Genomic DNA, 24,404 nt, shown 5'->3' with positions numbered 1-24,404 from the left:
GATCAGCCGTGGCCGATGTCCGTGTTGTGGTGGGTCTCCACGGTCGGGTCGGTGTGGCCGAGTCCGGAGACCCCGCCCGTGACGTCGCCCAGACCGCCCGTGAGGCCGCTGCTCAACCCGTTGTGCAGTCCGCCGGACAGGTCCGAGGTGCCGGTCCCGGTGCCGCCGAACGTGCTGTCGGGGTTGAGCCCCGACCAGCCCGTGCCGGCGTGGGTGCCCGTCGCGTCGGGCGAGGACAGCGGGGCGCTGTTCTGCGCGGCGACACCCGGGTCGGCCGACGTCGCCGACGGGCCGACGAGGTGCGGTCCCGAACCGGTGAAGCCACCGAGGTCGGGGCCCGAACCGGAGGGGCCGACCAGGTGCGGGCCGGACGCCGACGGGCCGATCAGGTGCGGGCCCGATCCGGACGGACCGACGAAGTCGGGGCCGGAGCCGGCCGGGCCGACGACGTTGGGACCGTCGAAGATCGGACCGACCACATTCGGGCCGTTGAAGACCGGGCCGACGACGTCGGGACCGGTGAACACGGGACCGATGACGTCGGGGCCGGTGAACACGGGACCGACGATGTCGGGGCCGGTGAACACCGGGCCGACGATGTCGGGGCCCGAGAACACGGGGCCGATGATGTCCGGGCCGGACAGGACCGGGCCGATGATGTTCGGGCCGTTGACGATCGGGCCGAGGATGTCGGGACCCGTGGGCAGCGCCGGCGGGGTGAGGCCACCGATGAGCCCGCCGAGCGCGCCACCCAGGTCGGGTGCGGTCGGGAGACCCGGGGCCGGCAGGTCGGGCAGACCCAGGCCGGGCAGACCCGGGAGCCCGCCGAGATCCGGCAGACCCACGTTCGGCAGGCCCACGCCCGGCAGACCGCCCAGGTCGGGCAGCCCCAGCACCGGGGCCCCGGCGAGGGCACCGGTGAGCGCGCCCCCGATCTGAGCGCCGAGGGCACCGTTCAGACCCAGTGCACCGGTCACCGATCCGGCGATCGCGGTGCCGAGATCGGCACCGCCGGCCAACTGCGTGATCAGGCCGGTCGCACCGTTCGCGGTGATGGCGCCACCGAGCGCCGCGCCGAGGCCGGCACCGACGGCACCGGCGACGGAGCCGCCACCCGCCAGCGCCGCGGAGAGGGCACCGGACAGGCCCGCGGCGCCGCCGATCGCGCCGGGGTCGAGGGCCAGGGCACCACCGAGGGCAGCGCCGAGCTGTGCGGTGAGGGCGGGATCGATGCCGAGCGCACCGGAGAGGCCGCCGGCGATCGCGCCGCCCAGGGCGAGCGGGTCGACCGCACCGCCGAGGCCGAGGGCCCCGCCGAGGTCCAGGCCGCCGGTGGCGAGCCCACCGAGGGCTGCACCGAGCTGACCGGCGACGTCGCCACCGGCCGCCAGCGACGATCCGAGGGCCGCGGCCAGGGTGGTCTGCAGGCCGGCCGCGCCGGCGAGTGCGCCGCCCAGAGCCGCTCCGAAGTCGGCGGCACCGAGGCCACCGGCCGCCAGAGCTGTGGTGAGGGAGGTGCCCAGGTCGGCGACGGCACCCAGGCCGGCGTCGACGCCCAGCCCCCCGCCCAGTCCGAGACCGCCGGCCAGTCCGAGTCCGCCGCCGAGACCGGCAGCGGCGCCGAGGACGCTGGTGAGCGCACCCGACAGGTCGGCGCCGCCGGCCAGCAGGCCGCCGAGCTGCGCGCCCAGCGAGCCGGACAGCGCGGTGCCGAGGACGGTGCCCAGGGAGGCGCCGAGACCGGCGGCCAGCGGACCACCCGCGGCCAGTGCCCCCGAGAGGGCGGTGGTGAGTGCGCTGCTCGCCGACAGCAGGGTCGTGGGGTCCAGACTGCCGGCGAGCAGCGAGTTGAGGGAGGCGCCCAGGGCGCCGATCGCGGTCCCGTCGACGCCGAGGACGGCGCCGAGGCCGGTGGCGAGGGTGCCACCGAGGTTCGCGGTGATGGAGGGGGCGATGACCAGTCCGCCGCCCAGTCCCGCCGCGACGGCGAGCACCGGGGCCAGCGAGGCGCCGAGGCCGGCGGCGAGCGTCCCGCCGCCTGCCAGGGCCGCGCCGAGGGCGGTCGAGATCTGACCGGCGAGGCCACCGTTCAGCAGGGCTCCCAGGTCGGCACCGAGCACGCCGCCCGCGCCGAACGCGGCGGTCAGCGCACCGGACAGGTCCGCGGCGAGGCCGGTGGCCGCGCCGAGGTCCAGCGCGCCGCCGAGCACCGTCGCGAGCGCGCCCTGCAGGTCCAGTCCACCGGCCAGCAGGCCGGCGAGCTGGGCACCGAGTGCACCGTTCAGGGCGGCCCCCAATGCCGTCCCGAGCGTTGCCCCGAGACCGGCGGCGACGGTGCCACCGGCACCGAGGGCACCGGCCAGGATGGTGGAGAGGTTCGCCGAACCGGCGAGGACGGCTCCCAGGTCGAGGCCGCCGCCGATGGCGGCCTGCAGTGCGGCGCCGAGCTGCCCGACGAGCGCACCGTCGAGCCCGAGGGCACCACCGAGGGCGGTCGCGAGGGTCCCGCCGAGGCCGAGGCCACCCGCGAGTCCCGCGCCCAGGGCCCCGCCCGCACCGACGAGGGCGGTCAGGGTCGCACCGAGGGCGGCACCGAGGTCGGCACCGATGACGCCACCGGCTGCGAGCACGCCACCGAGGGCGGTCGCCAGCTGGGCGGAGAGGGTCGAGTCGAGGACAGCCGAGAGGGTCGCCGGGATGACGCCGCCCGCGGAGAGGACCGCGGCGAGGGAGCCGCCGAGCAGCGCCGAGAGGTCACCGGTGACACCACCGAGGAGGGCTGCGCCGGCGCCCAGGTCCAACGCGCCGCCGAGGACGGAGGTGAGCGCGGCACCGAGGCCGACACCGCCGGCGAGCAGACCCGACAGCTGCGCACCGAGCGCACCGCCGAGACCTGCGGCACCACCGAGCGCGACACCCAGCACGCCGCCGAGGGCGACACCGAGGTTCGCGGCGACGCCACCACCGGCCGCCAGCACACCGGAGAGCGCGGTGCCCAGGGCGAGCCCGAGGTCGCCGCCGCCGGCGATGATCGCCGCGAGGTCCAGACCGCCGGCCGCGGACAGTGCGGCGTCCAGGGCACCGGCGAGGGCTGCGGTGACGCCGCCACCGAGGCCGAGCGCCCCGGTCAGAGCGGTGGAGAGGGCGCCGCCGACGCCGAGCGCCCCGGCCAGGTCGACGATGCCGCCGAGTCCGGCGACCGCACCTAGCGTCGCGCCGAGCGCGAGTCCGAGGTCACCGGCGAGTGCGCCGCCGGCCGTGAGCACGCCGCCGAGGGCGCCCTGCAGGGTCGCGGTGAGGTCACCGACGAGTCCGGCGACGACGGAGGCGTCGAGCAGTGCACCGAGGGTTCCGGCGAGACCGCCGGTGACACCGAGTGCGGCGCCGAGGGCGCCCGAGAGGTTGGCGACGATGCCGGCGCCGAGATCGGCACCGAGGCCGAGCGCGCCACCGAGCACCGAGGAGATCGAGCCGGCGATGCCGACGCCGCCGGCGAGAGCTGCGGCGAGGTCGGCGGTGAGTGCGCCACCGGCACCGAGCACGCCACCGAGCGCCACGCCGAGGGCCGCACCGGCGTTGGCGGCGAGAGCGCCGCCGAGACCGAGAGCGCCGCCGAGTGCAGCACCGACCGTGGTCGCGCCGCTCGCGGCGATGACCGCACCGATGCCGCCGGCGGCGTCGACCGCCGCGTTGATGGTGCCGGCGAGCTGTGCGCCGAGGCCCGCTGCGAGGCCGAGTCCACCGGTGAACACGCCGGCGACGGTCGCGCCGAGGTCGAGCAGTCCGTCGATGCCGAGCACTGCGGCGATGTCACCACCGAGGGCGAGGACCGCGTCGACGAAGGCGCCGAACGCGGCACCGAGCCCGAGGGCGATGTCGCCGCCGAGCTGTACCGCGCCGGCCAGGGCCGCTGCGAGGACGGCGGAGAGCTGCGCACCCAGGGCCAGGTCGCCCAGGCCGACGCCGACGTCGCCCAGGCCGAGGCCGATGAGGTTGGAGAGGTTGAGGTCGACCAGGTTGCCCAGGTCGATCCCGCCGAGCGTCAGACCGCCGATGCCCAGGCCGATGCCACCCAGGGCCAGCGACGGGAACGCGATGCCTGACAGGTTGATGCCGCCGAGGCCACCGATGCCACCCAGGTTGATGCCACCGAGGCCACCCAGATTGACGCCCCCGAGACCGCCGACGTTGATGCCCCCGAGGCCGCCGAGGTTCAGGCCCCCGACACTGACGCCACCGAGTCCGACGTTCACGCCGCCGAGACCACCGACACCGACGCCACCGACTCCGCCGGCGCCGCCACCGACACCGATCGGGGCCGCCGCGGAGATCCCGCCGGCGTTGACGATGGACGGGAGGCTCGAGCCACCCGGGAAGAGACCCGACTCGGCGACGAGCGGTGCCGCGGCGGCGATGTCCGCGTGGCACAGGTTGCTCAGGCCGGCGTTGTCCAGCGCGCACTGCGGATCCGACATGTATGCGGCGGCGGCCTTGTCGTCGCGCAGAAGGTTCAGGATGAAATCGAGAACTGCGTTCGTGGGCATCGGGACTCCTCGGTGGTCTTCGGGTGACACCGGACGCCGGGGGAAGCGCTCGTGGTGTGTCGAGTTCCGACGCTAGGTGTCGCCGACCCGCCCGGGGAACGGGGACGATCCCCCTTCCCTCCCGATGGGGCCATTAGGGGATCGACGGGGGCCACTAGGGGGTCGGGGGGAAGGCCCCACCATTCGCACCACATCGCTGACGTGGGGTAACGAACGGGTGTTTGATGACGACAACGCCAGCGACGCCACACTGCACGAGGAGTTGCACCCATGCCCACAGCTCTGGGGATCACCGTCGGGACCACAACGTCGGTCGCCGTCAGCACGACTCCGTCGGGCACGTACGACGCCCTCGTCCGACGCACCGCCCTCGAGGTGGAACCCGGCCGCGAGCCCGCGCTCGCCACCCGGGGTGCGGACGCCGCGTCGGGAGCTCTCACCGACTTCACCGCACGCGTCGGCGACCCCGTCGCCCTGGTGGCCGACGACGGCCGTCAGTTCAGCGGCGAGGACCTCTACGCGATCGCCCTCGCCGGCATCGTCGAGGAGACGGGTGTGCAGCCCGACGCGGTCGTCGTCGCCTGCCCCAACAGCTGGCAGGCCTACACAGTCGACGCGCTGCGCACCGCGGCCGACGCCCACGGTCTCTCCGACATCACCGTCGTCCCGGAGGCGATCGCCGCGGTCGCCGCCGCACAGGCCATGCAGGGCGGGTCCGTGACCGGCACCGGGTCCGACGGCGCCGACACCGGACTGGTGGCCGTCTACGACCTCGGCGGGTCCTCGCTCGACATCACCCTCGTGCGCACGGGTGAGGCGTCCCAGATCCTCGGTCGGCCGCAGCACACCGAGGACATCAGCGGTGCCGCGTTCGACCAGCTGCTGCTCGCCCACGTCATCGACACCGTCGACGCGACCGACACGATGGACCCCTTCGACCCGGCCACCGTCGCGGCGCTCGCCGAGCTCCGCGGCCGGTGCTCCCGGGCAAAGGAGGCGCTGTCCTCCGACACCGACACCGTGGTCAGCGTCGACCTGCCCGGTGTCCACACCGACATGCGTCTGGTCCGTGACGAGGTCGAGGACCTGCTGCGCGAGCCCATCCTGACGTCACTGTCGTTGCTGCGCGAGACGGTGGCCGCCGGCGGACACAGCCTCCGCGACCTGTCGTCGGTGATCCTCACCGGTGGCGGCGCAGCCATTCCGCTGGTCACCGAGGTCCTCTCCGGCGCTCTGCGCATCCCTGTCGTCGCCGACGCCGACCCGGTCACCACCTCGGCGTTCGGCGCGGCGGTACTCGCGTCCGAGATCGCCTCCGCGTCGGCATCGCTCGACGCCATGCCCGGCAGCGCCGCCGCCGCCACGGCCGACCTCGCCGCAGCCCGGACCGCGCGGGTGTCCGCCGCGCCGCGGACCACGGTCGTGGAGAAGACGACGATGGGCCGCAACAAGCGGCTCGCGATCATCGGTGGCGCGGCGGTCGCGATCGCCCTGCTCACCGCGGGCGGCCTGTCGTTGGGCACGGCCCTGAGCGACGAGCCGGCCCGCTCCACCACGACGCCCACCACCTCGGCGCCGTCGTCCGCTGCACCGTCGTCGGCGGGCGCGTCCTCGGCCGCCGCCACCTCGGCTGCGACCCCCGGGGCGAACCGCGGCCAGACCGGCGGCACCGGCGCCCAACAGCGTTCGGGCTCCACCGGGTCCGGCGGCGGCACGTCGTCCGGTGGTTCGGGCGGCACCTCCTCCGGCGGCTCGACCGGCGGGGGCACCTCCTCGGGCGGCTCCGGGTCGGGTGGCACCTCCTCCGGCGGCTCGACCGGCGGCGGCACCTCCTCGGGCGGCGGGACCTCGTCCGGCGGATCGGGCGGCTCCACCGGCGGCGGCACCTCGTCCGGTGGCGGCACCTCGTCGGGTGGATCCGGCTCCGGGTCGGGCGGATACACGCCGCCGGAGAACGACGGTCGCCCGGACTTCCCCACATTCCCGACAGTGCCCAAGTACCAGGGACCGACCCTCGGTGGAGTCCTCGGCGGCACCCGCGACGGCCTGAGCTCCCTCGGCAACACCCTGACCGGCCAGTGACCGCCGTGGCCGGAACGACCTCCCGCCGCTCGTGACCGCCCCCGATCTCCGGTTCTCCGGTCCGGACCTGTCCGGCATGCCGGACGCCCGGTCGCTCGTGGTCGACGCGACCGCCTCGGCCGGCCACCCGTCGGTGTACGGCGTCGTCGGCGTCGCCGGCTCCGGTACCTCGGCGGTGCTGTCCGCGATCACCGCGGCGGCGGGCGCACAGAACCCGGCCAGGGTCGTCCGAGGACTGCCCGTCGATCCCGATCCCGGTGCGATCGTCGTCGCCGACGACATCCATCTCCTCGACGACGCCGCGCTCACGCACCTGTCGACGTTGCTCGCACGCGAGGACATCTCGGTGTTCCTCGCCGGGCGACACCACGACCACCGTCGTTCGCTGCACGACGTGCTCACCACCGTGTCGTCGCGCGGCCGGGTGGTGTTCCTGGCGCCGCTGACCGTCGCAGGGGTCGTCGAACGGTCCCGTCGACGACTCCTCACCGGAGCGGCCGCCGCGGTCGTCCGCGCCTCGGGCGGCAACCGCGCCGCGGTGGACGCGGGCCTCACCGCGGTGTCGGCCCATCCGGACGAGGCCGATCAGCAGGTCCTCGCCGACCTCGCCATCGCGGCCATCGGAGCCTGGCACCACCAGACGCTGCGTCGACTCGACCGACTCGTGCTGCGGACCCTCGCGATCGCGGGCGCCGGTTCCACGCTCGACCCCGACACCGTCGGGGCGATCTGCGACGTCGACGACGCCCGCGCGCAGGCACTGATCGACGAGGCACGGTCCTCCGGTTTCCTCGGCGGATCCGACGGGTTCCTCGCCGCGGCGCTCGCCCCGCTGGGTGCGGTCGTCGGGGCACATCAGATCACCGCGGTGCGCGAGGCGGTGGTGCGGATCCGCCTGTCGCACAACAGTCTCACCGTCGACGGTGCGGTGTCCGCGGCGCAGGCGGGTATCAGTGACCCGGGGTTGGCCGCCGTGCTCGTCGACGCCGCACGTGCCGCCGCGGGACATCGGCGGATGACGCTGTGGTCGGCCGCGCGGGCCGCCGGCGCCGACCATTCCGTCACCGACGCCGAGCTGGCCCGCGCGGCGATCGACGCCGATGACCTCGCGGTCGCAGCCCGGGTCGCCGACGAGTCCCTGGCGTCCGCCGATACCGCCGTCGTCGCGTTGGGTGTCCGCGTCGGCGCCGCTGTCGCCGCACGTCGCGGAACGTATTCGCGCGCGGCACAGCTGTTCCGCTGGCTCGGCGCCGACCGCGCCGGACCCCACGCGGCCGCGGGGGTGGTGGCGCTGCTCGGTGCGGGTGACCGCACGAACGCCGCCGAGTTCCTCACGGTGGCGCGAGCCGCCCCGCCCACCACCGACAACGCCGCCGAAGCCCTGCTCGCCGACGGCGTCGTCGAGTCCCTCGGACCGTCCGCGGCACCCGCCGTCGGCGCGCTCCTGCGCTCGCTGTCGCTGCGCGGCGACCTCGGGATCGGGGTCGAGGACGCCGCGGACCTCGCCGTCCTGCTCCACCTGCACAGCGGCGACCTCGCCGGAGCACGTGCCGTCGTCGAGCGCGTCGAACTCGACCAGTCGACACCGTCGGTGCGGTTGCGACTGCTCGACGCCTGGATCTCGATGCTCTCGGGGGAACTCTCCGAGTCGGCCGACGCCCTCGCGGCCCTCACCCCGGTGCACCACCGCGACAGGCTGACCGCCCACGCACTCACCGCGGCACTCGCCCGCCGTCGGGGCGACGCGGGCACCCTCGGTGTCGCGTGGCGCGCCGCGCAGACGACGGTGGCCGAGGCCGAGGTCGACCTGTTCTCCCTGCTGCCCCTGGGTGAGTTGTGGCTCGCGGCCGTGCGTGTCGGTGACGCCGGCAGGATCCGTCACCTCGCCGACGACGCCGGGCGTCTGCTCGCCGCACTCGGTGAACCGCCGGTGTGGTCGGCCGCATGGCAGTGGTACGGCGTGCAGGCGGCCATTCTCGCCGACCAACCCGCAGCACTCGCACCGCACGGCCGGGCGCTGGGCATCGCCGCCGACTCCACCCCGTACGCGGCGGTCCTCGCCCGCGCCGGGCGGGTGTGGCTGCGGGTGCTCCAGGGTGTTGCCGCCGACGGGGGCCCGGTGACCGAGGGTGAGATCCACACCGCCGCGACCGAACTGCAGACCTGGGGACATGCCTTCGACGGCGCCCGGCTCGCGGCCGAGGGGGCGATGCGCATCGGCGACACCCGCGCGGCCACAGCACTGCTGCAGACCGCACGATCGATCGGCACCGCCACGCCGTCCGCCGACGGCGCGCCCGGCACGACCGCGCTCTCCGACCGCGAGGCCGAGGTCGCCGACCGTCTCGTCCTCGGCGAGACCTATCGCGAGATCGGTGCGGCGCTGTACATCTCGGCGAAGACGGTCGAACACCACGTGGCCCGCATCCGCCGCCGTCTGGGCGCGCAGTCACGGTCGGAGCTGCTGTCGATGTTGCGGGCGGCCGGCCACGGGCAGACCGAATAGGTCACCCCGCGGCGGCCTCCGACGGCGTCGCCGATCCACCCGAGGTGGTGGATGCGGACGGCGAGGAGCTCGACGTCGACGGGGTGGTCGGGGTCGTTGACGCGCTCGGGGTCGACGACGTGGTCGGTCGCACGGTGAATCCCGGTGTGGTGTCGTCGTCGTCCTTGCGGTGGGCACCGCCACTGTCCTCGGAGGCCGTCGTCGACGGGGTCGTCTCGGTCTGGGTCGGCACGGTCACCGAGGCTGTCGTCGACGCGTGCGGCGTCACGGTCTCGGTCGGTTCCGTCGGTTCCGTCGGCGCCGACGCGGTCGTGACAGGGGTCGTGTGCGCGGCGGCGCTGCGTCCGAGCGCGGATCGGGCGGTGAGCGTCACCGCCGGCGGCGGGGAGACCGCCGCGGAGGTGGGCGCCACGCCGGGGAACACGTCGGAGGCCACGGTGACGCCGGTCGGCCCACCGACCGAGACGCGCACGAGGTCGCGGCTGAACTCCGGCACCGGGACGAGCCCGATCATGGTGACGCGGAACGACGTCGGGTCCACCACCGCGTAGGTCCACACCGGTGATCCCGCGGTGTTCTCCGCGGTGAAGACGACCAGGATCGACGTGCACGACCCGACCCCGTCCGCGGAGGCGGTGGCGTAGAGGGCGACGCATCGCACGGCGCGTGCGCCGAGGGCGTTCAGTGCTGTCGCCGATCCGCCCACCGCAAGGGCCTGTGCCGTGCCCGATCCGCTCAGCGCCACCGACACCCCCGACACGGCGGTCGCACGGGCGGATCCGCGGGCGAAGGCACCGGCGATCGCACCGGACAGCGGCGTCACCGCGTCAGCGTCGGCCGAACCGCCGGGGACACCCAGGGCGGCAATCGAACTCGTCTGCACACCGACCGCGAGGCCGGTGCCGTGGATGCGGGCGGTGCCGTCGCCGAGGATGACGGCGGCGGTGCTGGTCGGCGGCGCCCCGATCCCACCGAGGAGGTTGACGATCTCCGGCGCGGCCGCAGCGAGTGCTGCGGCGACGAGGGGCTTGTCGGCGTCACGACAGTCGACGGACGCTGTGACGGTTCCGCTCCCGGCGGCGCAGGTGTCCAGGGCGGTGAACGACCCCGCGGTCGCGGGCACCGCGGGGATCGCCGTGGCGAGTGCCGCCGATGTCACCGCGGCCAGAACCGTGCCGCCCACAACCCGCCCGCTGACCGCCATGTGTTCCCCCGACCCCGCCGGCGGCCCCCGTGACCGCGCGGCGCGAACCTATCAGGTGTGCGGCGCGCCGAACAGGAAAACGTCGGCGCGCGTCCACGATTCACGATCGCAGATCGCGTCGAGGTGTCAGTTGCGGTCGCGTTGGGCGGAGTCGCCCTCACCACGGCGCCGCCGTGGCTGCCACACGACCAGCGCACTGGTCCGCGGTACCGGGACCAGCTCGCCGCCGTGGGTGCGTCGCCGGGGGTCCGACCGTGCGGCGGCGAGTTCCGCCTCCAGCTCGCGGACCCGCTGCGACAGCGCGTCCACGTGGTTGGTCAGGTCGATGATGCGCTTGATGCCCTCGAGGTTGACGCCCTCGTCCTGCGACAGACGCTGCACCTCGCGGAGCAGGTCGACGTCCCGCTGGGAGTAGCGCCGCCCGCCGCCCGCCGCGCGCTGCGGACGCACCAGACCGAGCCGGTCATAGGTGCGCAGCGTCTGTGCGTGCATGCCGGCGAGTTCGGCGGCGACCGAGATCATGAACGTGGCCGTGTCGGAACGCCCCCCGGTGACACCCTCGGACTGCGAGCGGGGACCGGAGCGGTCGTCCCGCGGCCCGCCGGGCATCACTGATCACCCCATCCGTCGCGCGGACGGAACCCGTCTGCGCGTTCGGCGTCGGCGTATTCGCGCAGCTTCGCCAGCGCCTCGGGGCCGAGTGACCCGGGCACGGCGACCTTCACGGTGACGAGCAGGTCGCCCGCTCCACCGGACCGCTTGGGGACACCCCGTCCACGGACGCGCAGTGTGCGGCCGTCGGCGGTGTTCGGCGGGATCTTCAGCCCCACCGTGCCGTCGAGCGTCGGGACGGAGACGGTGGCGCCGAGCATGATCTCGCCGAAGCTGACGGGCAGCTCGACCTTGAGATCGTTGCCCGACCGCGTGAACACGGGGTCGGAGCCGACGTGCACCGTGACGTAGAGATCGCCGGACGGCGCCCCGCGCAGACCGGCCTCACCCTGGCCCGCCAACCGGATCCGCTGACCGTCCTCGACGCCGACGGGGATCCGTACGTTGATCGTGCGGGTCCGCACGGTGACGCCGTTGCCGGCGCAGTCGGGGCAGGCCTCGTCGATCTTCGACCCGGTGCCCTGGCAGTCCGAACACGGTTCGCTGAAGCCGAAGTGACCCTGGTTGCGGCTGACGACGCCCGCGCCGTTGCAGGTCGGGCAGACCCGTGGGCTGGTTCCGGGCTTCGCGCCGCTGCCGTGGCAGGTGGTGCACGGCGACGGGGACGTCAGCGACAGTGCCACCGTCGTCCCCCGTGCCGCGTCCCGGAAGGCGAGGGTCGTCTCGGCCTCGAGGTCGTTCCCCCGCTTGGGCCGCGACGACGTGCGGGGCGTCCGGTTGAACAACCCGCCGAAGAGGTCGCCGAACGCGGCGTCGCCACCACCGGCGGACGCGCCTCCGCCACCGAACAGGTCGCTGACGTCGAACCCGCCGCCACCGAAATCGCTGGTGCGCGTGTACCCGCCGGGGAAGCCGCTCGCTCCCCCGTTGCCGCGGAACGCGCCGCCGGCGAACATGCGACGGGTCTCGTCGTACTCCTTGCGCTTGGCCGGGTCGGCCAGGACGCTGTGCGCCTCGGAGACGCGCTTGAACCGTGCTTCGGCGTCCGCGTCCCCCGGATTGGCGTCGGGGTGCAGTTCACGCGCGAGTTTGCGGTAGGCCTTCTTGATCTCGTCGGCCGAGGCGTCCGAAGCGACGCCCAGGTCCTTGTAGTAGTCCTGTTCCAACCATTCCCGTTGGGGAGCCATCAGGCGTCACCTCCTGTCATGAGTGTCGTGTGTCTGTGTGAGTGTGCGTGTCTGTGGGGACGACGGGGTCGACCCCGCAGCGGTGTCCGCCATTGTCGCAGGCAGGGCGCCACTGCGGGGTCGTCGCTCCATCGGTGTCAGGACCCGTCGGTGACGGTGACCATCGCGGTCCGGAGCAGCCGGTCGCCGAGGCGGAAGCCCTGGCGGTACACCTGGCCCACCACCGGTTCCGCACCGTCGCCGTCGTGCTGGACGGCCTCGTGCAGTGCCGGGTCGAACGCGTCGCCCGGGGCACCGAACGCAACGAGTCCCTGCGCGGTGAGCGTGTCGACGATCTTGTCGGCCACGCCCTTCAGCGGACCGGACTCGAGATCCCCGTGGGCGCGGGCCCGGTCGAGGTCGTCGATGACCGGGAGCAGGGCGTTCATCAGATTCGCCTTGCCGGACTCCACCGCGCCGGAGCGCTCGCGATCGGCGCGACGCCGGTAGTTGGCGTACTCGGCCTGCAGACGCTGCAGGTCGGCCAGCAACTCGGCCTCCTTCTCCGACTGTGCCGCACCAGGATCGGACGCACCAGCGTCCGTGCCGGCCCCCGACTCGTCGGCGACCGACTCGTCGGGGTCGACGGTCACGTCACCGTCCGCGGAGTCCGCGGCCTGTCCCGGGCCCACGTCCGACGCGGTGTCGGTGGCGGCCGACTCGGCCCGCACCTCCCCCGTCTCGGGGTCGATGCGGCGCCGATCGGTCACGGTCACCGGCTCCTCGGGCGTGCCCGGTTGCTGAGCGGTCACTTGGTCTCACCACGGTCGTCGGTCTCGTCGACGACCTCCGCGTCGACGACGTCGTCGGCACCGCCGGCGCTCGGACCACCCTCGGCCGTACCGGCATCCGCCGCGGCGTTCGCGTAGATCGCCTGGCCGAGAGCCTGCGACTCGGTCGACAGCTTCTCGACCGCCGACTTGATGGCGGCGAGATCGGTGCCCTGGAGCGCCTCGTTCGCCTCGGTGATCGCCGACTCCACCTTCTCCTTGGCGTCAGCGGGGACCTTGTCCTCGTTCTCCTTGAGGAACTTCTGCGTCTGGTTGACCAGCGACTCCGCCTGGTTGCGGGTCTCGGCCTCCTCGCGGCGCTTGCGGTCCTCGTCGGCGTGGGCCTCGGCGTCCTTGACCATCCGGTCGATCTCGTCCTTGCTCAGGCCGGAACCGTCCTGGATGCGGATGGTGTTCTCCTTGCCGGTCCCCTTGTCCTTCGCGGTGACGTGCACGATGCCGTTGGCGTCGATGTCGAAGGTCACCTCGATCTGCGGGACACCCTGCGGCGCAGGGGCGATACCGGCCAGCTCGAACGATCCGAGCAGCTTGTTGTGCGAGGCGATCTCGCGCTCACCCTGATACACCTGGATCTGCACCGAGGGCTGGTTGTCCTCGGCCGTGGTGTAGGTCTCGCTGCGCTTGGTCGGGATCGTCGTGTTGCGCTCGATGAGCTTGTGCATCACGCCGCCCTTGGTCTCGATGCCCAGGCTCAGCGGGGTCACGTCGAGCAGGAGCACGTCCTTGACCTCGCCACGCAGGACACCGGCCTGCAGTGCGGCGCCGACCGCGACGACCTCGTCGGGGTTGACACCCTTGTTCGGCTCGCGGCCACCCGTGAGCTCCTTCACCAGGTCGGTGACGGCGGGCATACGGGTCGAACCACCCACGAGCACCACGTGATCGATGTCGCCGACGGCGATGCCGGCGTCCTTGATGACGGCCTGGAACGGCGCACGGGTGCGCTCGAGCAGGTCCGAGGTGATCTTCTGGAACTCGCTGCGCGAGAGCTGCTCGTCCAGGAAGAGCGGGTTCTTCTCGGCGTCGACGGTGATGTAGGGCAGGTTGATCGAGGTGCTCTGTCCGCTGGACAGCTCGATCTTCGCCTTCTCCGCCGCCTCACGCAGACGCTGCAGGGCCATCTTGTCCTTGGTCAGGTCGATGCCGTTCTGCGCCTTGAACTTCTCGACGAGCCAGTCGACGATGCGCTGGTCCCAGTCGTCACCGCCGAGGTTGTTGTCGCCGGAGGTCGCACGGACCTCCACGACACCGTCGCCGATCTCGAGCAGCGAGACGTCGAACGTGCCGCCACCGAGGTCGAAGACGAGGATGGTCTGTTCCTTCTCGCCCTTGTCGAGGCCGTAGGCGAGCGCCGCCGCGGTCGGCTCGTTGACGATGCGCAGCACCTCGAGGCCCGCGATCTGGCCGGCCTCCTTGGTGGCCTGACGCTGCGAGTCGTTGAAGTACGCGGGGACCGTGATGACCGCCTCGGTCACCTCGTCACCCAGGTACGCCTCCGCGTCGCGCTTCAGCTTCATGAGCGTGCGCGCACTGATCTCCTGCGGGGTGTACTTCTTGTCGTCGATCGAGGTGGTCCAGTCGCCCTCGCCCATGTGGCGCTTGACGGACCGGATGGTGCGGTCGACGTTCGTGACCGCCTGGTTCTTCGCCGGCTGCCCGACGAGAACCTCGCCGTTGCGGGCGAACGCCACCACCGACGGGGTGGTGCGCGAACCCTCGGCGTTGGCGATCACCGTGGGGTCGCCGCCCTCGAGCACGGCCACCACCGAGTTCGTGGTGCCGAGGTCGATTCCGACAGCACGTGCCATGTCTTGTTGCCTCCTGTGTTGCGCGTCGCCGGGTCAAGCTCGGCGACGTCGTGAACGATGTCTCGAGAACCTCAGCGTGGACGACTCAAGTACTACCCGTCAGCCGAACCGGCGTCAACCGGATTGAGTCGATCACACTCAGGTTTCGAGAGGTTCAACGAACCGGTGGCCGAAATGTTCCCGACCGCCGCCCGGCATGACGCCGGGCGGCGCGGCACCCCCGCGCGGCGTATCGTCTCCGCCGATGTCCCGCGCGTTCCGCACGCTCCGATCACTGCCCCGGCGCAGGTCCGCCACAGTCGGTTTCGCCCTGGTCATCGTGTGTGTGGCACTGGTCGTCGGCGTCGCCGCGGTGGTCTCGCGTCACGACGCCCGTCACGACACCGCAGACACCGCGCAGCCCTCCCAGGCGACCGTCGGCGCACCGGTCGCGTCACCGTCCGCGGTGACGGTGCACCGGTACTTCTATCTCTCGCAGCCCGCCGACGGCGCCGGTCCCGCCGTCGACCGGGCACCGGCCGATCGTCCGGCACCCCCGGATCCCCGCCAGAACTACGGCGACCTCTATCTCCCCCCGGGTGAGCACCCGCGTGACTCCCTGCCGTTGGTGGTCCTGGTGCACGGCGGCGGCTGGGCCTCGCGCTTCGGGGCGGCCACCTTCGATCCGCTCGCCCGCGCCGTCGCGTCCCACGGGATCGCCGTCTACAACATCGAGTACCGGCGTCTGGGGTCCGGCGGCGGTTGGCCGACGACGTTCACCGACGTCGCCGCGGCCACCGACTTCGTCCCCACGCTCGACCGGGAGAACCCCGAGATCGACGCGTCGTCGTCGGTCATCGTCGGCCACTCCGCCGGCGCCCAGCTCGCGGTGTGGGTGGGCACCCGCGGCCGCCTGCAGGCCCGCCAGGTCGGATCGGAACCGCTCTGGCAGCCCACCCGGATCATCTCTCTGGCCGGCCCGCTCAACATGCGACTGGCGGCGGAGCGGGGTGACTCGCGCGTGGTGCGCATCCTCGGGGGCACTCCCGCGACCGTTCCCGACCGCTACCGCACCGTCGACCCGATCGAGAACATCGACCCGACAGTGCCGGTGCTGGCGGTCCACGGCACGCGGGACACCGTGGTCCCGCCCGTCCAGTCACAGACGTATGTCGCCGCGGTGGACCGCGCCGACGGGCGGGCGACGCTTCGACTGCTCCCCGGCCAGACCCATTCCGCACTGGTCACGCGCGGGTCGCCCGCGTTCCCGACTGTCGTCGACCTCATCGTGGAGTCCGCGCGATCGGTGTCCTGACGCCCACGACGTCCCGGCGTCTGCCAGCCGACGGCCAGGGTCCTCACAGGTCCGCCGACCAGGGTGGGGCCATGTCCGTTCCCGCCGAACGCCTGCCGACGGTGCCCCGTCGCGGACGCCTGTGGCCCGGGTCACGGGAATGGGTCCATGCGTCCAGCGTTGGTAGCTTCGTCCGCACACCGCCCCCGACGACGCGAGCAGCACGATGACCACGTCCCTGCGCACGACCGCACCGACCGCGACCACCGCGCCGGTCCCGTCGACGCGCGTGCGGCGCAGCCACCTGCATCAGCTCGACCTCGTCCGCGGCAGCACGTTCCTGCTGGTGATCTTCGTGCACGTGCTGACGAACACCAACGCCGACCAGGGCGTCGTCACCAACGGTCTCGGCATGGCGGGTCACTTCACCCGCAACTCCTTCTTCTTCCTCACCGGCTTCGTCCTCATGTACGGCAACTACGCCAAGCAGGACTTCTCGACCTGGCAGTTCTGGTCGCGTCGACTCAAGCTGGTCGCCATCCCCTACCTGATCTGGTCGGTCGTCTACTGGGCGTTCGCGGTGGTGCAGACGTCGGGATGGTCGCAGCTGCCCTTCTCGCTGTCGTCGCTGGGCAGCGGCCTCGCATGGGGCACTTCAGGTTTCCACCTGTACTTCATCTTCGTGATCATGCAGTTCTATCTGCTGTTCCCGCTGATCCTGTGGGCGGTGCGCGCCACCCGGGGTCACCACCTCGCACTGCTGGCCGTCAGCGGCGCGGTGCAGATCGGGCTCCTGCTGGCGCTCGCGCATCTCCCGCCGGTGCTCACACCGGGGACCTGGATCGCGGAGAACTGGTGGCACGCCTACTCGACGTTCCTGCCGTACCAGTTCTTCGTGTTCCTCGGCGCGGTGTGCGCGGTCCACCGCGAGCGGGTCGACGCGTTCCTGCGCGGTCGCGGATGGTGGATCGTCGGGGCGCTGGTCGCGTCCGCGGTGTTCGCGGTGCTCACCTACCGCATGCGTCTCGACGACGGACAGATCCCGACGGACGCGAGCTTCGCCCTGCAGCCGACCTTGCAGCCGTTCATCCTCTGCGCCATCACCGCGCTGTATGCCGCCGCGGTGTGGTGGTCCGATCGGCGGGAGGGCACCCCGCGGTTCAACGGTGTGGTCGCCTACGCGTCCAATCGCTCCTTCGCGATCTTCCTGTCGCACGTGCTCGTCCTCCAGGTGCTGATCCTGCCGCGATTCGCCGGTGGACCACAGGTCGGCTGGTTCGAACAGCATCTCGGTTCGCCCTGGGCGACGGCCGTCGTCTACGTGCTGACGGTCGCCGTCACCCTCGCGGTGGCCGAATGTCTGCGTCGCGCGCCCGGTGCGCTGTATCTCACAGGGCGCCCCAGAGTGCCGTTTCGGCGCTCTGCCCAGGCAACTTAGGTTGACCTTCACTGCGTGGCGACACGTCCGGGTCGTACCGTTTACTGACAGGTAACCCGGGCATTCTCTCGAGAAGGGCCCCGGACAGCGAGCCCTGACAGAGAGGCCCACGCGCCGTGAACGCCACGACAATCACCATCGGGACCGTCGCCGCCGCGCTCAGCATCGTGTGCTGGGCGTTCTTCGTACAGGGCGTGACGCACACCGTGCGTCAGATCCTGATCGGACAGAAGGCGCCGAACCGGTTCACCCCGGTGGTCCCCCGCTTCCTCACCATGGTCAAGGAGTTCGCCGGCCACACGCGGATGGTCAAGTTCCGCACCGTCGGCTGGGCGCACTGGCTGGTGATGGTCGGCTTCCTGCTCGGCTCGGTGCTGTGGTTCGAGGCCTACGGGCAGTCGTTCGACCCCGAATTCCACTGGCCGGTCGTCGGTGCCTGGGACATCTACATCTTCGCCGACGAGGTGCTCGGCCTGGGCACCGTCATCGGCATCCTCGTGCTGATCGTCATCCGCCAGCGCAACCACCCCCGTCGCGCAGAGCGTCTGTCCCGCTTCTCCGGCTCCGGGTTCGCCGCCGCGTACTTCGTCGAGGCCGTCGTCCTGCTCGAGGGCCTCGGCATGATCTTCGTCAAGACCTTCAAGATCGCCTCCGGTGTCGAGGACCCGCCGATCTGGACGTCGTTCTTCACGCACTACTTCGCGATGGCGTTCGAGGGCATCGACCCGTTCTGGGTCTGCATCGCCGCCGTCATCAAGCTCATGTCGGGCATGGTGTGGCTCGCCGTCGTCGGTCGCAACATCACCTGGGGCGTTGCCTGGCACCGTTTCTCGGCCTTCTTCAACATCTACTTCAAGCGTGAGGCCGACGGGTCCGTCGCTCTCGGCGCCGCCAAGCAGATGACGTCGCGCGGCAAGGTGCTCGACATGGAAGAGGCCGACCCCGACGTCGACCTGTTCGGTGCCGGCAAGATCGAGGACTTCACCTGGAAGGGCTGGCTCGACTTCTCGACCTGCACCGAGTGCGGTCGCTGCCAGAGCCAGTGCCCCGCCTGGAACACCGGCAAGCCGCTGTCGCCGAAGCTGCTCATCACCTCGCTGCGCGATCACGCCAACGCCAAGGCCCCGTACCTGCTCGCGGGCGGCAAGACCGACATGGGTGGCGACGAGATCGGTCTCGTCGACGCCGACGGCAACCCCGACGAGGCGCGGATCGCGAAGATCCCCGAGAAGGCCCGCGCCGAGGCGGAGCGGCCTCTGGTCGGCCCGAGCGAGGGCATCTCCGCGGGCGGTGTCATCGACCCGGACACGCTGTGGAGCTGCACCAACTGCGGTGCGTGCGTGGAACAGTGCCCCGTCGACATCGAACACGTCGACCACATCATCGACATGCGCCGCTACCAGGTGCTCATCGAGTCGGACTTCCCCAGCGAGCTCGCCGGCCTGTTCAAGAACCTCGAGAACAAGGGCAACCCCTGGGGTCAGAACGCGTCGACCCGCAACAACTGGATCGACGAGATGGACATCGAGATCCCGGTCTTCGGTGAGACCGTCGACACCTTCGAGGGCTTCGAGTACCTCTTCTGGGTCGGCTGCGCCGGCGCGTTCGAGGACCGTGCGAAGAAGACCACCAAGGCCGTCGCCGAACTGCTCGACATCGCTGCCGTGAACTTCCTCGTCCTCGGACAGGGCGAGACCTGTACCGGTGACTCGGCTCGCCGCGCGGGCAACGAGTTCCTGTTCCAGATGCTGGCGCAGCAGAACATCGAGACCCTCGGCGAGGTCTTCGCGACCGCGCCCGAGCAGAAGCGCAAGATCGTCGTCACCTGTGCCCATTGCTTCAACGCGCTCGGCAACGAGTACCCGCAGCTCGGGGCGAAGTACGAGGTCGTCCACCACACGCAGCTGCTGAACCGCCTCGTCCGCGACAAGCGGCTCATCCCCGTGGCGCCGGTGTCGCAGGACGTCACCTACCACGACCCCTGCTTCCTCGGCCGCCACAACAAGGTCTACAGCGAGCCGCGTGCCCTCATGGCCGCGTCGGGCTCGGCCGTGCGCGAGATGCCGCGCCACGGCGAGCGCTCGATGTGCTGCGGCGCCGGCGGTGCGCGCATGTGGATGGAGGAGTCCATCGGCAAGCGCATCAACATCGACCGCGTCGACGAAGCCCTCTCCACCCTCGGTGCGGGCGGCGACAAGGACAACAAGCAGAAGATCGCGACCGGCTGCCCGTTCTGCCGTGTCATGCTCAGCGACGGTGCCACCGCCCAGACCAGCGGGACCGACCGTGAGGACACCGTCGAGGTCGTCGACGTGTCGCAGCTGTTGCTCGAGTCCGTCACCCGTGGCGCGCCCGAGATCCGCCGTGGCGGGCGCTATCTCGGTCCGGTGATCACCGCCGGTGGCGAGATCGCCGACGAGAGCCAGAAGGACGAGGCCGCGCACGCGGTCACCGCGACGACCACCGAGGCCGAGCCGGCCCAGGCGGCCGCCGAGGCGACGGGAACCGCACCCGCGGCCCCGAAGCCGACCGTCGGACTCGGTATGGGCAAGGGCATGAAGCGGCCCGGGCAGAAGGCCGCCTCCGGCGACGGGCAGAAGGCCGAGGGTCTCAAGCCCGCGAGCGAGCAGCCGGCCGGAACCGGTGGCACGCCGGCGAAGACGGAGCACGGCGACACCGCCGACACCACCGCGAGCGCGGCGGCACCGGCGAAGCCCAAGGCCGCAGGCTTCGGCATGGGTGGCGCCAAGCGGCCGGGCCAGAAGGCCACCTCCGGTGGCGGTCAGCAGGCCACGTCCGGCGACAGCCCGAAGGCCGAGACCGCTGCGGCCGGGGCGTCGACCACCGAGGCCGCACCGGCTGCCGAGCCCAAGGCCAAGGGCTTCGGCATGAGTGGCGGCAAGCGACCGGGTCAGAAGGCCACCTCCGGCGGCGAAGAGAAGGCCGAGACCGCTGCACCCGCCGCGGCCGAGACGTCGACCGCGCAGGCGTCCACGTCCGAGAACGCCGAGGCCACACCGGCTCCCGAGCCGAAGGCCAAGGGCTTCGGCATGAGTGGCGGCAAGCGACCCGGCCAGAAGGCCACCGCCGGCGGAGGCGAAAAGGCATCGGCCCCGGCGGCCGAGCCCACGAAGTCCGAGCCCGAGAAGTCCGAGCCCACGAGTTCCGAGCCCGAGAAGGCCGCTCCCGCAGCCAAGTCGGCAGGCTTCGGCATGGCGGCCGGGAAGCGACCGGGCCAGCGTGCGTCGTCCAACGGGGCGAGCTCGAACGGCACTGCCGAGTCGAATGGGTCTGCGGAGTCGAATGGGTCCGCGGAGTCCAACGGCGCGGCGGAGGCGACCGCACCGGTCGAGTCCGATGCGGGGTCCACGTCCACCGGGTCCACGTCCACCGAGTCCGCATCGGCGGAATCGGACAGCGCGAGCGAGAACAGCTCGGTCCAGAACGGTTCGGGCGAGAACGGTTCGGGCGCCTCGGATCGTGTCGTCGAGGAGACCGGTCCGGCGAAGTCGGCGGGCTTCGGGATCGCGGCCGGGAAGAAGCGTCCCGGCGGTCGCTGACGTGTAGTCCGAACAGGGGACATTCGCTCCGCGCGGACGTCGCCCCCACACCCGGGAAACCGGCAGCTATCCTTTCCGCGAACACGACGGTGTCACTCCGGCACCCGACAGCGACGGGAGGCGCGGGGTGGTCAGACGGCCCGACGCACCGGGATCGATGCTCTCCGCACTCTCCGACTCGGACATGTCCGAGGTGGTGGCCGACATCCGTCCGGGCAGCCTCGCCGCGATCGCGGTGAAGATGGAGTCGTCGGACCGCATCGCGGCCGCGTTCGGTCGCACCACGGGTCTCGACATCCGCCAGGCCACCCTGGTCGCCGTCTCCGATCTCGTGGGCGATCAGGGTGTGGTGTTCGCGGGTGCGGCCGACCTCGTCGTCGTCATCCTCGACGTCGACCTGACCGACCCCGACCGACTCCTCGCGGACGTGTCCCGGCGTCTCTCGTCGACCGTCACCCTCGACGGCGTGGACTACTTCGTCCAGACGCACATCGGTGTCGCGCTGCCCGGTGACGTGTCGGGCACCGACGTGCGAGAGGTGTTGCAGGGCGCCATCGCAGCGGTCCACCACGCCACGACCACCGGGGTGCACCTCGCCTACGCGGCGGACATCTCGATCGCGGACCTGCGCGAGGAGATCCAGCTGGCCGCAGAGCTCGCCAACGCGGTCGGCGAGGCGTTCACCCTGCACTACCAGCCCATCGTGACGATGGACACACTCGACGTGGTCGGCTACGAGTCGCTGCTGCGGTGGACCGTCGACGATCGCGTCCGGCTCCCCGGCGAGTTCCTCGACGCGGCCGAGGAGACGTCGCTGATCGTGCCGATCGGCAGGTGGGGTGTCGTCGAGGCGATCCGCCAACTCGCTGTCTGGCATCGCCGCTCCGGTCGCGCCGACCTGTTCGTCTCGGTGAACTTCTCGTCCCAACAACTCGTCGACCACGCGCTCACCGCGCATGTCGCCGACGCCCTGGCCAGGGAGGGTGTCGCGGCGGCGTCGCTGTGGATCGAGGTGACCGAGCGTGACCTCATCACCGCGGACTCCCCTGCCGCACAGACGATCCGCGAGCTGGCAGAGCTCGGGTGCGTCATCGCCGTCGACGACCTCGGGACGGGGTACGCCGCGCTCCGCTACATGGTCGACCAGCCGGTGAGCGTCGCCAAGATCGACCGATCACTCATCGAGGGCATCGACACGGGCGCGACGAGACGCAGCATCGTGGAGACCGTCTGCCGCCTCGCGGACGAGCTCGGGATCCGGTCGGTGGCCGAGGGGGTCGAGAACGACGCGCAGGTCGGGGTGCTCCGCGAGATCGGTTTCACCCACGCCCAGGGGTACCTCTTCGGACGTCCCGCACCCGCGTCGCAGACGACCCCGCCCGGCGGCTGAAATCGCGTTGCGCGCCGGTGCGATCATGAACGGGTGAGCAGACCGCACGTGTTTCATACATCGACCCCCCTCAAGCCCCTCGAGCAGTCGGCCAAGCTGCGCGACGTGTGCTACGAGATCCGCGGGCCGGTGCACGCACATGCTGCACGACTCGAGGCCGAGGGCCATCGCATCCTCAAGCTGAACATCGGTAACCCGGCGCTGTTCGGGTTCGAGGCACCCGACGTGATCATGCGCGACATGATCCGTGCGCTGCCCTATTCGCAGGGCTACTCCGAGTCGGCGGGGGTGCTGTCCGCGCGGCGTGCGGTCGTCACCCGGTACGAGACGATCGACTTCCCGTTCTTCGACGTCGACGACGTCATCCTCGGCAACGGCGTCTCCGAGCTCATCACGATGACGATGCAGGCCCTCCTCGACGACGGCGACGAGGTCCTGATCCCCGCGCCGGACTATCCCCTGTGGACGGCGATGACGGCGCTGTCCGGCGGCAAGCCGGTGCACTACCTCTGCGACGAGGACAACGACTGGAACCCGTCGATCGCCGACATCGAATCGAAGATCACGCCCCGCACCAAGGCGATCGTGGTCATCAACCCGAACAACCCCACGGGGGCGGTCTACTCGCGGGAGGTGCTGACCCAGATCACCGATCTCGCGCGGAAGCACTCGCTGCTGATCATGGCCGACGAGATCTACGACAAGATCCTCTACGACGACGCCAAGCACATCTCGATCGCGTCGCTGGCCCCCGATCTGCTGTGTCTCACGTTCAACGGCCTGTCGAAGGCGTACCGGGTGTGCGGCTACCGCGCCGGGTGGGTCGCCATCACCGGACCGAAGGACCACGCGCGCGGGTTCATCGAGGGGATGTCGCTGCTGGCGTCGACACGCCTCTGCTCGAACGTCCCCGGCCAGCATGCGATCCAGGTCGCGCTCGGCGGGTACCAGAGCATCGACGACCTCGTCCTCCCCGGTGGCCGGCTCCTCGAGCAGCGCAACGCGGCGTGGGAGAAGCTGAACGAGATCCCCGGCGTCAGCTGCGTGAAGCCGATGGGCGCCCTCTACGCGTTCCCCAAGATCGACCTGGAGTACCACGACATCCACGACGACGAGCAGTTCGTCCAGGACCTGTTGCTGCGCGAGAAGATTTTGGTCGTCCAGGGCACCGGCTTCAACTGGCCGACCCCGGACCACCTGCGCATCGTGACGCTGCCGTGGACGCGCGACATCGTCGACGCCATCGAGCGTCTGGGCAACTTCCTCTCCGCCTACCGCCAGTGACCGCCACCGCTCCCTGAACGGGCTGTCCACAGGCACGTCGCAGCCCGGCGGTGTTGTCGGTGGGCATCTGTCGAGGCATCGGTACCGGTTATCTGGCAGCGCGTCGGTGACAGCTCTGGGTGGTGTGGTCGTGACGACTCCGTCCCGGTTGGCGGGCGGTGGCTGTCGAAGAACCCATCCGTGGTCGTCTCCGCCTCCCGATTTCGTCAGCGCCCGATGAACGCGCTCCGCGGCGCGGTCTGCACGTTCCGCGTCGAGCACCGTCTCGCGGAAGGCGACCGCTGCCACCGATTCCGGGACACCAGAAACTTGTCGGTGGGCGACCGTACAATCGAACACATGAGCGGGACGGGGATGTTCGACACCTCGGGTGTGGTGGCGTCGTTGGCTGCCGACTCGGCGCTCCCCGCCCACGAGCTGGTGGAGATCCTGTCGCACTGTCGGGCGATTACCTCGTCGGCCGACTATCGGATGTTGTGCGCCGCCTCGCTGATCCACGACGAACGGTGCGAGGACTATCTGGTCGAGGTCGCCGAACACGAGTCCGGACAACGGAAGTCGCTCGACGAACTGCTGGCTGCGGGGATGGATCATCTCGCCGGACGCGACCCCCGAGCCGAATACGGGCCAGATGGGTTGGAGCGTGCGACCGCTGAGGTCGGTGCCGTCCTGAACGTGCCGGCGTC

At 71.6% G+C, this 24,404-nt stretch carries 13 protein-coding genes and 1 pseudogene; 8 read left to right on the top strand and 6 right to left on the bottom strand.

What is annotated here, in order from left to right:
* Positions 1–2: 2 nt before the first annotated feature.
* On the bottom strand, positions 3–4,544 hold the full coding sequence (locus LX14_RS20705) for an IniB N-terminal domain-containing protein (protein ID WP_301283190.1): 4,542 nt from the start codon (positions 4,542–4,544) through the stop codon (positions 3–5).
* Positions 4,545–4,814: 270 nt separating this feature from the next.
* On the opposite strand from LX14_RS20705, the gene LX14_RS09690 reads away from it, so the two are divergent.
* The gene (locus tag LX14_RS09690) at positions 4,815–6,626 is read left to right on the top strand and encodes an Hsp70 family protein (RefSeq protein WP_253647005.1); all 1,812 of its coding nucleotides are present in this window, start codon (positions 4,815–4,817) and stop codon (positions 6,624–6,626) included.
* A gap of 31 nt (positions 6,627–6,657) precedes the next feature.
* The gene (locus LX14_RS20950; protein WP_253647004.1) at positions 6,658–9,132 is read left to right on the top strand and encodes a LuxR C-terminal-related transcriptional regulator; all 2,475 of its coding nucleotides are present in this window, start codon (positions 6,658–6,660) and stop codon (positions 9,130–9,132) included.
* 1 nt (position 9,133) lies between these two features.
* Here LX14_RS20950 and LX14_RS09680 read toward each other — a convergent pair whose 3' ends face one another.
* From LX14_RS09680 to dnaK, 5 genes are all read right to left on the bottom strand, one after another.
* Positions 9,134–10,336 carry a hypothetical protein gene (locus LX14_RS09680; protein WP_253647003.1) on the bottom strand — a complete coding sequence of 401 codons (1,203 nt, stop codon included), beginning with the start codon at positions 10,334–10,336 and terminating at the stop codon, positions 9,134–9,136.
* A gap of 126 nt (positions 10,337–10,462) precedes the next feature.
* The gene (locus LX14_RS09675) at positions 10,463–10,858 is read right to left on the bottom strand and encodes a heat shock protein transcriptional repressor HspR (protein ID WP_253647958.1); all 396 of its coding nucleotides are present in this window, start codon (positions 10,856–10,858) and stop codon (positions 10,463–10,465) included.
* 86 nt (positions 10,859–10,944) lie between these two features.
* On the bottom strand, positions 10,945–12,135 hold the full coding sequence (dnaJ, locus tag LX14_RS09670; RefSeq protein WP_253647002.1) for a molecular chaperone DnaJ: 1,191 nt from the start codon (positions 12,133–12,135) through the stop codon (positions 10,945–10,947).
* A gap of 137 nt (positions 12,136–12,272) precedes the next feature.
* On the bottom strand, positions 12,273–12,926 hold the full coding sequence (gene grpE / locus LX14_RS09665; protein WP_253647001.1) for a nucleotide exchange factor GrpE: 654 nt from the start codon (positions 12,924–12,926) through the stop codon (positions 12,273–12,275).
* On the bottom strand, positions 12,923–14,773 hold the full coding sequence (dnaK, locus tag LX14_RS09660) for a molecular chaperone DnaK (protein WP_253647000.1): 1,851 nt from the start codon (positions 14,771–14,773) through the stop codon (positions 12,923–12,925). Before dnaK ends, grpE begins: the two co-directional genes overlap by 4 nt.
* Positions 14,774–15,017: 244 nt before the next feature.
* Between dnaK and LX14_RS09655 the strand changes: the two genes are divergently transcribed.
* The 6 genes and pseudogenes from LX14_RS09655 to LX14_RS09630 all read left to right on the top strand — a co-directional run.
* A complete protein-coding gene (locus LX14_RS09655; RefSeq protein WP_253646999.1) occupies positions 15,018–16,067 on the top strand; it encodes an alpha/beta hydrolase family protein in 1,050 nt (349 codons plus the stop codon).
* A 205-nt stretch (positions 16,068–16,272) separates the two neighbouring features.
* The gene (locus LX14_RS09650; RefSeq protein ID WP_253646998.1) at positions 16,273–17,484 is read left to right on the top strand and encodes an acyltransferase; all 1,212 of its coding nucleotides are present in this window, start codon (positions 16,273–16,275) and stop codon (positions 17,482–17,484) included.
* A 116-nt stretch (positions 17,485–17,600) separates the two neighbouring features.
* On the top strand, positions 17,601–21,044 hold the full coding sequence (locus LX14_RS09645) for a heterodisulfide reductase-related iron-sulfur binding cluster (protein WP_253646997.1): 3,444 nt from the start codon (positions 17,601–17,603) through the stop codon (positions 21,042–21,044).
* 157 nt (positions 21,045–21,201) lie between these two features.
* Positions 21,202–22,434, top strand: coding sequence for an EAL domain-containing protein (locus tag LX14_RS09640; RefSeq protein WP_253646996.1), 1,233 nt, complete (start codon positions 21,202–21,204; stop codon positions 22,432–22,434).
* Between the two features lie 33 nt (positions 22,435–22,467).
* Complete coding sequence (locus tag LX14_RS09635; protein WP_253646995.1) at positions 22,468–23,718, top strand: pyridoxal phosphate-dependent aminotransferase; 1,251 nt, start codon at positions 22,468–22,470, stop codon at positions 23,716–23,718.
* 339 nt (positions 23,719–24,057) lie between these two features.
* A pseudogene (locus LX14_RS09630) lies at positions 24,058–24,404 on the top strand (hypothetical protein); the annotation flags it as partial.

Origin of the sequence: Williamsia deligens, from assembly GCF_024171765.1 — a bacterium.
GTDB lineage: Bacteria > Actinomycetota > Actinomycetes > Mycobacteriales > Mycobacteriaceae > Williamsia_A > Williamsia_A deligens.
The sequence above is the reverse complement of the archived record's forward strand: the minus strand, read 5'-3'. Positions and strand labels throughout refer to the sequence as shown.